Source organism: Aquimarina sediminis, from assembly GCF_002895435.1.
Lineage (GTDB): Bacteria > Bacteroidota > Bacteroidia > Flavobacteriales > Flavobacteriaceae > Aquimarina > Aquimarina sediminis.
This window is the reverse complement of the sequence record NZ_POYJ01000001.1, coordinates 198302-212971: the sequence shown is the minus strand read 5'-3', so window position 1 is coordinate 212971 and position 14670 is coordinate 198302. Positions and strand designations below refer to the sequence as shown.

At 32.1% G+C, this 14670-nt stretch carries 13 protein-coding genes; 6 read left to right on the top strand and 7 right to left on the bottom strand.

Annotated features, from left to right (window positions below; genetic code table 11):
• The 5 genes from C1X07_RS00945 to C1X07_RS00920 all read right to left on the bottom strand — a co-directional run bounded on the left by C1X07_RS00945 (position 1) and on the right by C1X07_RS00920 (position 3889).
• On the bottom strand, positions 1 to 630 hold the full coding sequence (locus tag C1X07_RS00945; protein WP_103068104.1) for a chloramphenicol acetyltransferase: 630 nt from the start codon (positions 628 to 630) through the stop codon (positions 1 to 3).
• A 3-nt stretch (positions 631 to 633) separates the two neighbouring features.
• The gene (locus C1X07_RS00940) at positions 634 to 1326 is read right to left on the bottom strand and encodes an HAD family hydrolase (RefSeq protein ID WP_103068103.1); all 693 of its coding nucleotides are present in this window, start codon (positions 1324 to 1326) and stop codon (positions 634 to 636) included.
• 281 nt (positions 1327 to 1607) lie between these two features.
• Positions 1608 to 1937: a hypothetical protein gene (locus tag C1X07_RS00930; RefSeq protein ID WP_103068101.1), complete on the bottom strand. Its 330-nt coding sequence runs from the start codon at positions 1935 to 1937 to the stop codon at positions 1608 to 1610.
• A gap of 28 nt (positions 1938 to 1965) precedes the next feature.
• Positions 1966 to 3657 carry an energy-dependent translational throttle protein EttA gene (ettA, locus tag C1X07_RS00925; protein ID WP_103068100.1) on the bottom strand — a complete coding sequence of 564 codons (1692 nt, stop codon included), beginning with the start codon at positions 3655 to 3657 and terminating at the stop codon, positions 1966 to 1968.
• A 49-nt stretch (positions 3658 to 3706) separates the two neighbouring features.
• The gene (locus C1X07_RS00920) at positions 3707 to 3889 is read right to left on the bottom strand and encodes a CAL67264 family membrane protein (RefSeq protein WP_103068099.1); all 183 of its coding nucleotides are present in this window, start codon (positions 3887 to 3889) and stop codon (positions 3707 to 3709) included.
• 464 nt (positions 3890 to 4353) lie between these two features.
• Here C1X07_RS00920 and C1X07_RS00915 point away from each other — a divergent pair, with 464 nt between their 5' ends.
• The 6 genes from C1X07_RS00915 to C1X07_RS00890 all read left to right on the top strand — a co-directional run bounded on the left by C1X07_RS00915 (position 4354) and on the right by C1X07_RS00890 (position 10806).
• Positions 4354 to 5982 (top strand): acyl-CoA carboxylase subunit beta, encoded by a 1629-nt coding sequence (locus tag C1X07_RS00915; protein ID WP_103068098.1) that lies wholly within the window; start codon positions 4354 to 4356, stop codon positions 5980 to 5982.
• Position 5983: 1 nt separating this feature from the next.
• Complete coding sequence (locus C1X07_RS00910) at positions 5984 to 7825, top strand: tetratricopeptide repeat-containing sensor histidine kinase (protein ID WP_103068097.1); 1842 nt, start codon at positions 5984 to 5986, stop codon at positions 7823 to 7825.
• A gap of 25 nt (positions 7826 to 7850) precedes the next feature.
• Positions 7851 to 8600 (top strand): LytR/AlgR family response regulator transcription factor, encoded by a 750-nt coding sequence (locus C1X07_RS00905; RefSeq protein WP_103068096.1) that lies wholly within the window; start codon positions 7851 to 7853, stop codon positions 8598 to 8600.
• A gap of 132 nt (positions 8601 to 8732) precedes the next feature.
• Positions 8733 to 9365 carry a hypothetical protein gene (locus C1X07_RS00900; protein WP_103068095.1) on the top strand — a complete coding sequence of 211 codons (633 nt, stop codon included), beginning with the start codon at positions 8733 to 8735 and terminating at the stop codon, positions 9363 to 9365.
• A gap of 100 nt (positions 9366 to 9465) precedes the next feature.
• Positions 9466 to 10101, top strand: a complete 636-nt coding sequence (locus tag C1X07_RS00895; RefSeq protein ID WP_164914064.1) for a VWA domain-containing protein — start codon at positions 9466 to 9468, stop codon at positions 10099 to 10101.
• A 3-nt stretch (positions 10102 to 10104) separates the two neighbouring features.
• On the top strand, positions 10105 to 10806 hold the full coding sequence (locus C1X07_RS00890; protein ID WP_103068093.1) for a TapB family protein: 702 nt from the start codon (positions 10105 to 10107) through the stop codon (positions 10804 to 10806).
• A gap of 160 nt (positions 10807 to 10966) precedes the next feature.
• Here C1X07_RS00890 and C1X07_RS00885 read toward each other — a convergent pair whose 3' ends face one another.
• Entirely contained in the window at positions 10967 to 12286 is a 1320-nt protein-coding gene (locus C1X07_RS00885; RefSeq protein ID WP_103068759.1) for a M24 family metallopeptidase, read from the bottom strand.
• Positions 12287 to 12418: 132 nt separating this feature from the next.
• On the bottom strand, positions 12419 to 14662 hold the full coding sequence (locus C1X07_RS00880; RefSeq protein WP_103068092.1) for a TonB-dependent receptor plug domain-containing protein: 2244 nt from the start codon (positions 14660 to 14662) through the stop codon (positions 12419 to 12421).
• Positions 14663 to 14670 lie beyond the last annotated feature (8 nt).

Below are 14670 nucleotides of genomic sequence, written 5' to 3'. Positions count from 1 at the left end.
CTATTCATTTAAAAGCCGCTGAAACTCTTCGAGGTATTGGCCAATATGATAACCATCCATTATTCCATGATGTACATTTATAGCTATAGGTAAATTAAGTTTCTTTTTTTCTTTGGTATATCTACCAAAAGAAATTTTTGGAACGCTATCCTTAAATTGAAAATGTCTGGCATGCGTTAGTCCAGTAAAATTATACCAAGGAATAGAAGAATAATGGATGGTATCTATACGCTTGGCATTGTCGTTATGACGCAGTCCTGTGCTATTTTTGACCTCTTCAATTTCTTTTTGAGCTTTGCTGCTAAACACTTCAAAATCTTCATCAAACTCCATAAAAGAAAATCCAAATGTATGATCTTCTCTACCAATAGTAGGTGATGCATGAATTTTATCGTATATATATACTTGATTGTCTTCGATACGATATCTAAAAGCCTCGATGGTATTTGCTGCACGAAGAGATTGATACAGGTAATATAAAAAATAAGGATACCCCAAATCTTGTATCTTTTGATATCCCTTGGTAAAATCAACAGTAGTTGTTATCCCAAAAAACGGTTCATCAAACCCTCCAAAGAAATCAAAGTGCTCTTTCCTATTCCATGTAGTAAGATCGAGTTTGGTTCTCATTTTTTATAATATTTGCAATAACTCGCTGGCTTTTTCAAAGCTCCTAAAATTTGGGTGATCAATTTTATCTTCTACTTCTTCATGCACCCAGGTAGTATGAAATGGAATATGAAAAGCATGTGCTCCTATATTTAAAACAGGTAAAACATCTGATTTTAAAGAATTTCCGACCATCAAAAATTCATTTTCTTTAATATCCAGATGTTTTACTAGTTTTTTGTACTGCTTTTCTGTTTTGTCAGAAACAATTTCTGTGTGGTGAAAATAGTTCTCCAATCCAGATTTTATAAGCTTACGTTCCTGATCCAGTAAATCCCCTTTGGTTGCCATCACCAAACGATACTTCTTGGATAACTCGTGTAATGTTTCATCAATCCCGTCAATTAATTCTACAGGTTCTTGAAGCATTTCTTTTCCTTTATCGATGAGTTTTTGAACCAAATCAATCTTCATATTACCATTAGAAACAAGAATTGCAGCTTCAATTAATGATAGTGTAAATGGCTTGATACCATATCCATATAATGGTAGGTTTTGCATTTCAACATCAAAAAGAAGTTTATTTGCTTCTTCTTTAGACATATACTCTTGCAATAGTATGCAAAACTCTTCTTCGGCTTTTCTAAAAAAAGTTTCATTTACCCAAAGGGTGTCATCTGCATCAAAAGCAATAACTTTGATTTTTTTTAAAGGCATTTTTATTGTTTTGAGTTTCTCTATTTAGTTCACACAATTCTCATTATAATAAATTACAAGATCTTCTACCCCTTCATGATCCTCTCTTTTGAAATACTTAGACTCAATTTTAGAAATTAAATCAGGACAATCCCTAAAATAAAGATCACTAATTTTTTTAAACTTCTTAAATTTTATACCAACCCTTACTCGATCAGCAAAATCTTGACCCTTTCTTGATATGTAATAAAGTGTTACAAGAGTATCTGTTTTGTCATAATATCTGTCAAGAACATATTCTACTAACTTATAAAAAGACATTTTCCCTCAACAATTATATTTAACAACAAGTATTTTCCTTTTTTACCGCTTTTTTTATATTCGAATTTAGATTCTCCTTCTTCTTCAAAAACTATCAATTGTTTAACTTGTTTAGCATCGTACTTTTCCTTTTTGCTATTCTTGTCTTTTTTAAAAATAATTTTATAGTTCGACATAATTCTAGCAAACCCATTAAGAATGGTATTATTTCTAAGAATAAGAGTAGCTTCTTTCATAGGAGAAAGTAATTTCTGTTGGGAAAACATTGTAAAAGGTAACAGAAATACTACTATCCAAATTTTCACATTCATATCTACTTGATATTTACAATCTCAAAAGCTACCTAACCAACTTCTTATATTTAATACGTTTTGGCATTAGATCTCCACCAAGTCGTTTCTTCTTATTTTCTTCATAATCAGAGAAACTTCCTTCAAAGAAGTAAACTTGTGAGTCTCCTTCAAAAGCCAGGATATGAGTACATATTCTATCCAAAAACCAACGGTCGTGAGATATGACTACGGCACATCCTGCAAAATTTTCTAAACCTTCTTCTAATGCTCTCAGTGTATTTACATCCAAATCATTCGTAGGCTCATCCAAAAGCAATACATTACCTTCTTCTTTTAATGTCATCGCAAGATGTAATCTATTACGTTCACCTCCTGATAGCGTAGATACTTTTTTATTTTGCTCGCTTCCGCTAAAATTAAAACGACTTAAATAAGCTCTTGAGTTTACTTGTCTGCCTCCCATCATCACCAACTCTTGCTCATCACTAAAGTTCTGCCAAATAGTTTTCTCAGGATCTATATTACTATGACTTTGGTCTACATAGGCAATCTGAGCAGTATCACCCACAGCAAAGCTACCTTTATCAGGTTGTTCTTCACCCATTATCATTTTAAATATTGTAGTTTTTCCTGCACCATTAGGACCAATAATCCCAACAATACCAGCTTGAGGAAGATTAAAATTTAAATCTTCATACAATAACTTATCATCAAAAGCTTTGCTTACTCCGGAGGCCTCAATAACATTGGTTCCTAATCTAGGACCATTAGGAATGTAAATTTCCAGTTTTTCATCAACCTGTTTTTGGTCTTGGCTTAAAAGTTTATCATAATTACTCAAACGGGCTTTTTGTTTAGCCTGGCGCCCTTTGGGAGCCATACGCACCCATTCTAACTCGCGTTCCAACGTTTTTTGTCGCTTAGAAGCTTGTTTTTGCTCTTGATTAAGTTTCTTAGCCTTTTGATCTAGCCATGAAGAATAATTTCCTTTCCATGGGATACCTTCACCCCTATCCAGTTCTAATATCCATCCAGCTACATTATCCAAAAAGTATCTATCGTGAGTTACTGCAATCACGGTTCCTTTATATTGCTGTAAATGATGTTCTAACCAATGTACAGATTCTGCATCCAAATGGTTAGTAGGCTCATCCAATAGCAAGACATCTGGTTCTTGTAATAATAGACGACAAAGGGCTACTCTTCTTCTTTCTCCTCCAGATAAAACACCAATTTTCTTGTCAGGGTCAGGAGTACGAAGCGCATCCATTGCTATTTCTAATTTAGTATCCAGCTCCCAAGCATTACTGGCATCAATTTGATCTTGCAGATTTGCTTGTTTATCCATAAGCTCCTGCATTTTATCAGGATTCTCATATACCTCGGGTAATCCAAACATATCATTGATCTTATTATACTCATCTAAGACTGCAACTGTTTCGGCTACACCTTCTTTTACAACATCCAAAACTGTTTTCTCTGGGTCCAATTTTGGCTCTTGCTCTAACAAACCAACAGAGTATCCAGGTGCAAATACCACATCTCCTTGATAATTTTTATCAATCCCTGCAATAATCTTAAGCAAGGTAGATTTACCTGAACCATTAAGACCAAGAATTCCTATTTTGGCTCCATAAAAGAAGCTGAGATATATATTTTTAAGAACAGGAGTATTAGCACTTTTAAAAGTTTTACTAACTCCCGACATTGAGAAAATTACCTTTTTATCGTCTGACATAAGCCCTTTTATATTATTATTTTAAAAAAATGATTTTGTATCTAAAGAGTTAAACTCTTCCTTTTAAAGCATTAAAAACCCAGGCTATTGCAAAGAAACCAACACCAACGGCAGCAAAACCATATCCTGATACATCTCTATATCTAAAAGCTCCTAATGCAATAAGAGAAAGCCCAACAACAATCATTATAAAAGTCGCCCAAGCTAACACTGTATTTTTATTCATTCCCATAAATTATTTTTTTTAGTTTAGTACGGTTAGTTATGTTTTTTACGCATAAGCAGGTGCAAATATCGGTATTTTATCGTCAAAACATAGATTTTTATAGAGTTGTTAAAGCAAAAAAAAAGCTTAACTCTTAACATACAGCAATTTAAAAGTTATTTTTTAATTTTCTTCTTAATGTTACTATAGTTTTAACCTAATTATTTAATTAATTGTCTGCACAAATATGATTTACTCTAACTCTCTTATCAAATCATAAATTTACAATTAATACCGCTAGTAGCCTTATACACAATGTATATCCATAAGATACTTATATAAAAACACAGCAACTAAATTATTAAAAATCAATATATTAAAAAACAAATAAATAACATATCTAGAGCAAAACAACAGATATCTTTAAATAACTCTCTTATCATTCATAAACACTGTGTTTTTTTGTATTTTCGTGCAAACAATACACACAAATGGATATAAACTTCAATAAGAACGAAGATCATAATAAGTTATTAGTATCAGAATTACGAAGACGCCTTGCCATAGTAAAACTAGGAGGAGGAGAAAAACGTATAGAAAAACTACATGCCAAAGGCAAAATGACCGCTCGCGAGCGAATCAATTATCTATTGGATACAGATACTAAATCTATAGAGATTGGAGCTTTTGCTGGAGAAGAAATGTATGAAGAGCATGGTGGATGCCCTAGCGGGGGCGTTGTAGTAAAAATAGGATATGTTAGTGGAAAACAGTGTATTGTTGTTGCTAATGATGCTACAGTAAAAGCCGGAGCATGGTTTCCGATAACAGGAAAGAAAAACTTACGAGCGCAAGAACTATCTATTGAAAACAAATTACCTATTATATATCTTGTTGATAGTGCTGGTGTATATCTACCTATGCAAGATGAAATCTTCCCTGACAAAGAACATTTTGGTAGAATTTTTCGTAACAACGCTGTAATGAGTAGTATGGGCATTACTCAAATATCTGCAGTAATGGGAAGTTGTGTTGCCGGAGGAGCCTATCTACCTATTATGAGTGATGAAGCACTAATTGTAGATAAGACCGGAAGTATATTTCTCGCAGGAAGCTACTTAGTTAAAGCTGCAATTGGTGAGACTATTGATAATGAAACATTAGGTGGAGCAACTACACATTGCGAGATATCGGGTGTTACAGATTATAAAGCCAAAGATGATGCAGATGCTTTGGATACTATAAAAAATATAATGTCTAAAATTGGTGATTTTGAAAAAGCTGGTTTTAATCGGATCAAACCTAGTGCTCCTAAAGAAAATGAAGATGATATTTATGGGATCCTGCCAAAAGCCAGAAATGAACAGTATGACATGATGGAAATTATCAACAGATTAGTTGATAATTCTGATTTTGAAGAATATAAATCAGGATATGGACAAACAATACTAACTGGATATGCTCGTATTGATGGATGGGCAGTTGGTATTGTAGCTAATCAGCGTAAAATTGTAAAAACCAAAAAAGGTGAGATGCAATTTGGAGGTGTTATCTATTCAGATTCTGCAGATAAAGCGACCCGATTCATTGCTAACTGCAATCAAAAAAAAATCCCACTAGTGTTTCTTCAGGATGTAACTGGTTTTATGGTTGGAAGTAAAAGTGAGCATGGGGGTATCATTAAGGATGGGGCAAAAATGGTTAATGCCTTAAGTAATAGTGTTGTACCCAAATTTACTATTGTAATTGGTAATTCTTATGGAGCTGGAAATTATGCAATGTGTGGTAAAGCGTACGATCCTCGATTGATCGCAGCTTGGCCTAGTGCTGAATTAGCTGTAATGGGTGGTGCACAAGCCGCAAAAGTATTGCTTCAAATAGAAACCGCCTCTTTAAAAAAGAAAGGAGAACAATTATCTGAAGAAGACGAAAAAGCATTGTTTAATAAAATCAAATCCAGATATGATAAACAAACCTCGCCTTACTATGCAGCTTCAAGAATATGGACGGATGCCATTATAGATCCATTAGATACTAGAAAATGGGTATCAATGGGTATTGAAGCAGCTGACCATGCTCCTATCGAAAAAAAATTCAACTTAGGGATAATCCAGGTATAAAATGAAAATCCTTTATTTTTTTCTGTGTGTGCTATCTTGTAGCATATATTCAACGATACATGCGCAATCCAATACTGATAAAACTCTAGAAATAGAGCGTATGCTAAAGAAGTCTAAAGAGTTACTGCAAAAAAACTTAGATAGCTCCTTGTTTTATTCTAACAAAGCATTACTACTATCAAAATCACTTGCAAATGATACTCTTTTAGCAAAATCGTATTTGCAAAAAAGTAGCGCTCTTATTTTTAAAAAAGGTTTCACTGAAGCAGACTCTTTACTACAAAATAATCTAGCAAAAAAACTACCAAAACATATAGAAGGACAAACATGGCATAATCTCGCTACCATACAGTATTATAAGCAAGATTTTAAAAAAGCCTTAGATATTTATCTAAAAGCAGCAACAATCCTTGAAGAAACAAAAAATTCTAAGCAATTAGTAAATACGTTGACCAATATAGGAACTATTAACGCAGCCTTAAAAAATTTCGAAAATGCCCAAAAATATTTAGAAAAAGCACTTCCATTAAGTGATTTTAATGAAATGATAAGACTTCAAATATTAGTCAATTTATGTAATATCTACTATGAGCAAAAATTGTTTAAAAAGTATACCGACAATATCATTGAAGTAGAAAAGTTAGCCAAAAAATATAACTCAAAAAGTATACTTTCGGTTGTGTACACCAATCAGTCTAAATATTATGCAGATGAAGGTGATAATTTTGATTATGCCATTACTTATGGAAAAAAAGCTATTTCTTTAAAAAAAGAATTAAACCGAGAACAAAACCTATACTACACATACAATAATGTAGGATACTCTTATCTAAAAAAAGAAGAATTCGGAAAAGCCATTACATATCTTGACAGCGCATTATCTAATGCTCAAGAAATGTCTAAATCCAATATTTATAATAACTTAAAAGAAGCTTATTCTGGTCTTAATGATTATAAAACTGCATTATATTATGCAGATTTAAAAGACACTCTAAAGGATTCTATTACCAATGGTAAGCAGAAAGAAAAAGTAGCAGAACTAACCGAAAAATTTGAATCAGAAAAGAAACAACAGCAGATTAATATTTTAGACACAAAAAACGAATTACAAGCACTTACCATAAAACAACAGAACTATTTGTTAGTTGTTTTCGTGATTTTCACCTTTTTAATTCTGATTTTAGGGTATTTTGGGTTCAAAAGTTACAAAACCAAACAAAAGTTGGATACATTACTACTTCAGCAAAAGTTAAGAAAAACACAGCTTAATCCACATTTTTTGTTTAATGCCTTACAAAGTATTCAAAATTTCATCAGAGAAAATAATAAAGAAAAATCAAGTTCTTATTTAACTAGTTATTCTAAACTAATTAGATTAGTACTAGAAAAATCCGATGACAACTTTATAAGTATAGCAGAAGATAAACTAGCGTTAGAATCTTATCTTAATTTGCAACAACTCAATCTTAATAATACTTTTTCTTATACTGTAGATATTGAAGACACTGTCGAAGAAGATTTTGATATCTTACCTACTTTAATAACCCAACCTTTTGTAGAAAATGCAATCCTACATGGATTAAAAAATACACCCAAAGGAAATATTGCAATAAGATATTACAAGAAAAACAATACTTTATGTGTTTCTATTACTGATGACGGTAAAGGTTTTGAAACTAAGAAAGAAGACTCTAAACGCCTTCATAAATCTATGAGTATGAGTATTATTAGAGAGCAATTAAAAAATCTAAATAAATCCTCTAAAGATTTTAAAGGGGATATTTCTATAGAATCCTCTCCAAAAGGAACAGAAGTTCTTTTAACCTTTATCACAGCCGCGTAACAAAGTATAGTAGTATCTTTACCTCATGAGTAACATTTCCTGTTTTATTGTCGAAGATGATCCTCAGGCACTTGCCTATGCTACATCTATCATACAACAATTTGGAGATATTGATATTATTGGTCATTCAGAAATGATTACAAATGCTGCTAATCAAATCAAAAAACTTAAGCCCGATTTTATAGTTCTTGATGTCTTCTTAGAAGATGGTAATGCTTTTGAGTTTCTTGAAATGTTTGATCAGGTTGATTTTAGAATTATCTTTACTACTTCATATGCAAAATACGCTATTGATGCCTTTAAATTTAGTGCATTAGATTACTTATTAAAGCCCTATGAAGAGAAAGAGTTAATTACTGCTTTAAATAAAGTTATTGAAGATATCCATAAAACTAATTACCAATCACAACTCAACACATTACTCCATAACCTATCCAACAAAGGAGAATCAAAAAAAATCGTACTTAAAAATGCTGATGCTATGCATATAGTAGATGTAAAGGATATCTTATATGCAAAATCTGATAATAACTATACCACATTTTTACTCACCAATAGCAAAGAAATACTAGTTTCAAAACCGCTAAAATCTTATGATGTAAAGCTGGTTGACTACGGTTTTTTTAGGGTACATCAAAGTTTTTTGATTAATCTAAGTCATATATCCTCTTTTGATAAACGTAATGAAGAGGTTATCTTAAAACAAACTTATAGCATTCCTGTAGCTCAAAGTAGAAAAAAAAAGTTAATCGATTATATTGATCAACTTTTTTAGAATTCTCGCAAAATCCCATTAGTTACTAAAATCCTTACTTCAAATTCTCATTTTCAAAAAATACCACTGTTAATAGATATAACTTCGTGCATTAAAACACAATATCACTCATATCGTATAACAATTAAAACAATGAAAAAAGTAAGTATAGTAATACTGGCAGTTGTATTTCTATTTTCCTGTGGGAAAGATAAGAAAGAGGAAAAAGAACCAGGATTATTTGATATTATAGAAGATGTATCTGACCTGAGTAAAATGGCAGAAGAAGCAGAAAAAATTGAGGAAGAAAGTCAAGAGTTAATAAACGCTACTCCTATCTCTAATGAGGAGCTAAAGGCTCTTTTGCCCAATAATCTGATTGACTACCCAAGAAAAAAGTTTTCTATAGGAAATCAATTTATGCCTGATATGATTATGGCTGAAGCCGAGTACGAAAATGAAGATGGAAAGATTATATCTTTTTCTGTTATAGATGGTGCTGGAGAGACAGGAAGTGCTATGGTTACACTTGCCCGCCTAGGATTCTCAAGAGATTTTGAAGAACAAAGTGATAGGGGCTATAAAAAATCAACAACAATCAACGGCTACAGCGCTATTGAAAAAATAGAGAAAAATGATTATGATGATAGTGAAGACTCTAAAATAGAACTTCTTATTTCTAACAGATTTATCATTACTCTGGAAGGGGAAAAAACTTCTTTGAAACAATTAAAAAGCGCTGTAAATCAATTAAATCTTAAAGCTCTAGAACATAAAGCTGGATAATCTCGAAATCAAATAAATTTAATTAAAATTAAAAATGAAAAAAGTAGTATCAATATTATCTATATGCTTTGTATTTTCTATGTTTCAATCCTGCTACGTGATGAAAAAATCCAATGAGTTTTTTGGAATCGAAACATCAACACATAATACACTATACTTAATTGATATCTCAGGAAGTATGGAAGGCATTGATGAAGGCTCTATAAAAGATCAGGTTATGAGACAAGTAGGTAACGAAGCTGGCAATCAGGTAAGTAATGTTATTGGAGGAAAAATTGGTAGTATACTTGGTAAACAGGTTACTAAACAAGCTACCAAGCTTGGCGCAGTAAAACGAAAACTCATCCCTGCAATAAAAGGACTACCTGACGGAAAAAAATTCGCAGTTTTTGCCTACGAAAATCAGGTTACCAAACAGTCCACAGAATTTAGAGTATCAAGCAACATGTCGAGAACATCAGCAAATATTTTTGTTGAAAATCTAAAAGCCAGTGGAGGTACAAATACACTTGGTGGATTACTAGAAGCATTATCTTTTAATCAAGTACAAGAGATTGTTCTAATGAGTGATGGGCTACCCAACGGAGGTCCCGAAGCTGTACTAGAGGAAATAAGAAAAGTAAACACCAACAATATCATTATACACACTATTGCATTTGGTGAAGATGCAGATCATAACTTCATGAGAACATTAGCGCAAGAAAACAACGGTGTGTTTGTCACTTCAAAAATGTAATACATGAAAACCAATATAGGAATCTTATTATTTATTCTGAGTGTAACCTGTTTTGCAAATACTAGTGCTCAGGAATGTAGTGATGTTCTTTTTATGAAAAAGGGAGCATTACTGACATATACCGATTATAGTAAAAAGGGAAAAGAACTAAGCTCGACTGTTCATGAAACAATATCGGTTACACAAGAAAACGAAGAACATCATGCCGTAATTAAAGCGACCAAAAAAGATAAGAAAGGTAAAGAAACTTTTGCAACCAATTTTAATACCAGATGTAATGGTGGTCTATTTAGTGTAGATATGATGCGCTTTATGGATTATGATAAATTATCTGAACAACAAAAAGAAGGAGTTGCATTAGAAATAGACGGAGATGTTCTGGAGTTCCCTGTTAATAGTAATGTTGGTGATGAATTGGATGATGGTCATATTAATTTAAAATTAAACAGCCAAGGCTTTACTCTCGTTACAATGACATTTGATATAAAAAACAGAAAAATTATTGGCGAAGAAAATATTACCACTCCCGCAGGAACTTTTGCTTGTCAAAAAATAACTTTTGATTTTGAAAGTAAGTTTGGATTCATAAAAGTAAAAGGTAGTGGTATTGAATGGTACCATGATAATGTGGTAGTCATTAAATCAGAATCATATAACAAAAAAGGAAACCTAACAGGGTATCACCAACTAACCGGAATACAATAATTTACAGCATATACTTTTTTAGGCAAAAAACACAAAACGAAAAAAGTAGTTCATATGTTATCTAATCAAAAGTAAAATTCGAATACATTAAAAAAAGAAGCTGAATTACCTATTTAGAATTCAGCTTCTTTATGTTAAAAACCGATAAAAATCAATTGCCTTACTTTCTTTTAGGAATGGTAATCAATTCTGTTTGCCTATCATTTACATATTTAAATCCGGAAGCACCCCAGAATCCAGCTTCTTCAAGCATTACACGGATATCTTTTTTCCATTCTGGTATCGTAACTGTAGTATTTAATTCTATAGCATAAACAGTATTTTCGTATAAAGGATAATCTCCAGCTCCCTGAACTCCTTGCTGCGCATCCCACATCCCAATAGTAGGTCCTGCTGAATGACCATATAATCCCAATGGATGTGTATAGATTGAAGGTCTAAGTTCTTCTTCTCTCCCTTGAGCTAAGGATTTTAATAAAATCTCATTTCCTGTTTTACCTGTTTCAAAATTTGAAGTAAAGATATCTTGTACTCGATTTCCATCTGCAAATGCTTTAACCAAAAAATCTGGTGGGGTTATCTCTTCATTTTTAAGAATATAAGCATGCTGCTGGCAATCTGTATTTAATCTTAAATAAGAAATTCCAAAATCGCAATGTATTAGGTCTCCAGGACGAATCACTTTATCCTTTGGTCGATCAGAAAACGAAACAATATGATTTTGTAACATTTCTCCAGAACGTTGTATATCTACTGTAGGGTGAAACCAAGTCTTTAGCCCCATATCTATTACTTTTTGCCTTAACCACCATACAACATCATCTGTGGTAGTAGTTCCTGGTTGGATTACAGAGGTACTAAATGCTTCTTCAATGATATTATGAGTAATCCTTACTAACTCTTTATACATTTCCATCTCTTGTTCTGTACGAGTTTCTATCCAGGCGATTGCCAATTTCTCGGCAGAAGTTACCTTGGCGTGATACTCTTTAGGTAATACTTCTATAAACTCGTCATAATCAGTTTTAACTATACCATCCAAAATTCCGAAGTTTTTAGAATGATTTATTCCTATTTTTTGAGGATCTCTCTCACTGATAATATCTATCAAAGCCTTCCATTGATCAGGTTGCTTATCCTTATCCCAAGCCGAATCAATATTTTTTCCAACATTATATCTAGCTACCGCTAATTTCTCTATAGTATTTTTTGCTTTATCTCTATAAAATACCAAAATAGTTCTTCTTCTTGCATTTAGCCAGGTAGACGGTAACATTGTTTTGAGTACAGGATCTTCGTTGTATTCTCTAGAGATTAAAATCCACATATCAAATCCTGTACGATCCATTAATTGAGGCAAAAGGTTATTAAACCTATCCTCTAATACCATATCAATTACTGTGGCTCTTTCTTTTTCTGTAAGGATTTGTGCTTGTAAGGTATATGAGAATAGTACAACAAAAAAAATGATTTGTTTCATGAAGGTATAATTTAGTATTTTGTCTTCAGGTATTAACCTTGCTAAAAGTATCACAAAAACAAACGCCTACAAAATTTGCTAACTATATTGGGAAAACATTAGTTTTTTCTTTCTATCAAATTAAGAGTCATTTTAGTTGCCTTTATTAAAGGAGGTAAATATTCTTCCGTTATTAACTCTATCCAAATTGATTATATGTGTCTGTAGTTTTTGATCCGGCGAACCAAACTTAGTATACACTTTTACTTTAAGAAATTTGGGATATGTAAGATCCGGTATATAATTAACAGGAGTAAGAATATTAAGGAACCACTCTCCCGCTTCAATATTGGATAAAATATATTCATCAGATGTAAAGCCTTCTTTAATCTCCTCTTGCATTCTCTTTTTATTTTCTTCCTGAGTATGAGTTAATGTAAAGTATTGCTTTTTGGAGTTTATATATTGCAACTCAAATTCTGTTTGTGGATGTGACCACTCTGTAACAACTCTAAGATCATATTTGGGCAACATAAAATAACGCTGATCTACATTATTGATCTTCCATCTTTGATTACGTTTAGACAATAAGTTTCTAAAATCATTAGTAATTTGGTTATCCAATCCCTTAAATGTTTCAATTTCACTTATTTTATTCGCCGTAATATTTTTAAAATGATTTACCGATTCTTGATATTTTTGCCCTTCAAAATAAGTATTTGCCAAATCTAAATAAGTCTGAGATAGTGTAGGCGAAATAGTAATAATTTGTTTATACACATACTCTGCCTGGTCAAACAAACTGTGTTTTTCTAAATTAAAGGCTAATATTTTAAGAACAGAGGTATCATTTGGAAACAGTTCTATTAAATTAGACAGAACTCGTAATCCAATATCTGGTTTATTAATACCAAAAAAATAATCAGAGCTTTCTATAAAAAAGGTAATATTATTTTTATTGCTTTGTTGCATTCTCAAATACTGCTCATAAGATTTTTTATCCTTAGAAAACTTATGGAGTAATGTAATAAAACTAGAATCATTCGCTGTCACTACACTCAATGGGGATTCATATATTCTATATTCTATATCGGCTGCTTTATCATCTTTTACCTCTTCTTGAACTGCTTTATTTCCCGCTGTTTTTGTTGTAATTAAAACTACCCCATTACGCCCTACGGCTCCATATCTATTTGTTGCTGCTAATCCTTTAAGAACTGTTATATCAGCTATATTATTGGGGTCAATAAAATCATAATTTGCTTTATCCCAACCTATTTCACTCTGCGGAAGCGGAACTCCATCAACAATAAAAAAGGGATGACTTGTGAGCTGAATAGAGTTTATACCTCGTATTAATATATCACCGGCATTACCACTACTTCCTACTTTAACTCCTGCAATTTTTCCTGCAATTGCTTCTCCTAGCCCAAGCTTGGTTTCTCCTTTAATTTCTTCTGAGCTTACACTTTGTACTGCATATCCAATAGCTTTTATATTTACTTCTCTATCACCAATTTTTACCATCTCTGGTTTATCACTTTTTTTGGACTTAATTATAGCGGGATCAAGCTCATTAATAGTAGGTGTTAATTTAACATTTATGATATCTTCTTCTCCTACTTCGATCACTGCTTTTTTCATATTAACAGTACTAAAGACCAAAATATCACCTATGTCTACAGCTATTTTATACCTGCCGTACTGATCAGTAATTGTTCCTCTGTTTTTTTCATTTACTGTAATATTTACATTAGGAATTCCTTTGCTCTCATCGGTCACACTTCCTTCTATATACTTCTTAGCAGTGGTATTGCTTTTTTCGGTTACAAATTCTAATTTAGGTAATATAGCTTCTTCCTTAATGGCTTTTATTGATGAAGAAATGTCAGATTCCAAAAGATTTACATAATAACCACTATTATAGAAAGCGGTTTTGTGAAGGAATTTCTTATCAATATCCAATTTACTACTTATTGTAACAATCCTGGGACTATATAGGCTTGCTTCAAATTTGCCGAAATTATTATGACCATCTGTAAAAAAGAGTAACATCTCTTCTGATAAATCGGTATTGACCAAACTAAAATCTGAAGCTCCATCATACACCACTTCTTTAAGTTTATTCTTTAATGAACTCCAATTTGATTGTTTGACTTCAAGGTCTTCTGTACTCACTATTGCTGTATTAAAAACAACCAGTTTAACCTTTGAATTAGGATAAGCTTTAAAATAAGCATCTAAAAACTCGAATTCTTTGTTTATATTTTTATCCTTTTGAGACAAAGAAGCATCCCAATAAATAGCAGTATTCTTAAAACTTTCTACTAAAGAATTCTTTGCTAGAATTGTAGTAGTACAAAAGAATAAAATTGTGATAAAATAGTATTTTCTCATAAGCTAAA

Excerpts from the sequence above, each read along its gene's own strand:
- C1X07_RS00945 (WP_103068104.1), bottom strand. The coding sequence starts at position 630 with ATGAGAACCAAACTCGATCTTACTACATGGAATAGGAAAGAGCACTTT.
- C1X07_RS00940 (WP_103068103.1), bottom strand. The coding sequence starts at position 1,326 with ATGCCTTTAAAAAAAATCAAAGTTATTGCTTTTGATGCAGATGACACC.
- C1X07_RS00930 (WP_103068101.1), bottom strand. The coding sequence starts at position 1,937 with ATGAATGTGAAAATTTGGATAGTAGTATTTCTGTTACCTTTTACAATG.
- ettA (WP_103068100.1), bottom strand. The coding sequence starts at position 3,657 with ATGTCAGACGATAAAAAGGTAATTTTCTCAATGTCGGGAGTTAGTAAA.
- C1X07_RS00920 (WP_103068099.1), bottom strand. The coding sequence starts at position 3,889 with ATGGGAATGAATAAAAATACAGTGTTAGCTTGGGCGACTTTTATAATG.
- C1X07_RS00915 (WP_103068098.1), top strand. The coding sequence starts at position 4,354 with ATGGATATAAACTTCAATAAGAACGAAGATCATAATAAGTTATTAGTA.
- C1X07_RS00910 (WP_103068097.1), top strand. The coding sequence starts at position 5,984 with ATGAAAATCCTTTATTTTTTTCTGTGTGTGCTATCTTGTAGCATATAT.
- C1X07_RS00905 (WP_103068096.1), top strand. The coding sequence starts at position 7,851 with ATGAGTAACATTTCCTGTTTTATTGTCGAAGATGATCCTCAGGCACTT.
- C1X07_RS00900 (WP_103068095.1), top strand. The coding sequence starts at position 8,733 with ATGAAAAAAGTAAGTATAGTAATACTGGCAGTTGTATTTCTATTTTCC.
- C1X07_RS00895 (WP_164914064.1), top strand. The coding sequence starts at position 9,466 with ATGAAAAAATCCAATGAGTTTTTTGGAATCGAAACATCAACACATAAT.
- C1X07_RS00890 (WP_103068093.1), top strand. The coding sequence starts at position 10,105 with ATGAAAACCAATATAGGAATCTTATTATTTATTCTGAGTGTAACCTGT.
- C1X07_RS00885 (WP_103068759.1), bottom strand. The coding sequence starts at position 12,286 with ATGAAACAAATCATTTTTTTTGTTGTACTATTCTCATATACCTTACAA.
- C1X07_RS00880 (WP_103068092.1), bottom strand. The coding sequence starts at position 14,662 with ATGAGAAAATACTATTTTATCACAATTTTATTCTTTTGTACTACTACA.